The organism is Candidatus Symbiopectobacterium sp. NZEC135, from assembly GCF_025962695.1.
Map to the genome: position 1 here is coordinate 1 of NZ_JAGFPF010000915.1, position 848 is coordinate 848.

1 pseudogene is annotated in these 848 nt (G+C 46.2%); it reads right to left on the reverse strand.

The annotated features are described in order from the left end of the window. A pseudogene (gene gcvT / locus J5224_RS31415) lies at positions 1 to 202 on the reverse strand (glycine cleavage system aminomethyltransferase GcvT); the annotation flags it as partial. Between the last annotated feature and the right edge of the window lie 646 nt (positions 203 to 848).

Here is an 848-nt window from a genome sequence, read left to right on the forward strand (position 1 = left end):
AACGCAGGAATTCGCGTACGCGCGGGCCGAGTAAATCCACAATGGTCATGTGCGACACATCGAACATGCCTGCATGACGTCTAACGCTGTGATGTTCATCCAACTGTGAGCCGTAGTGCAGCGGCATCATCCAGCCGTGAAAGTCGACCATCTTCGCGCCATCGGCTACATGTTGCTGATACAACGGAGTTTGCTGTGTCATTTTTTCTCCCGAACCTCTCCTTGCAAACGGCGCGAATCACGCCACGCAAACGCTTTCTTTGCGTTGAACTTACCACCTCTTCCACAGGGCTACCACACCCTCTGTCATAAGTTAAACTATATATCAGCCGTGAAAGACAAAAAGAGTGCCAGAGCACAAGGCAACGAAAATCGCCAAATTAAAATCATTAATTAGGATAAAAAACCAATAATATGGATTTAAAACAAAAATAATGACACAAATATTCGCATCGTTAGAGAATGATCGCCACAGCGATATTTGCAATGGATTAGTTTTTATAATGCAAAAAAATAGCTGGAATTAGAATATTTCAACCAAAGGCTACGGTTATGCCGCGGTGCCAAAAACGCTAAAGATAACGACGATCACACCCACCTTGCGCTCACTGCCACCGCGTCACCGACGATGGCAACGAGGGGAAGGCAATTCCCCTGTCACGTATCCATACTGATTGAATGGGTAATATCTATTTATCAGCGATCCATCACGGTCTTTCCGTTGTTGATGGCATAGAAGCTAACGCTATGAAGATTAACGTTTCGCGCCTTGAGGGCGTTTCCAGCCCCGACCGCTTGCGCCACCCAACCCTTTTCAGCATCTATACCCTAAATAATTCGAGTTGCAG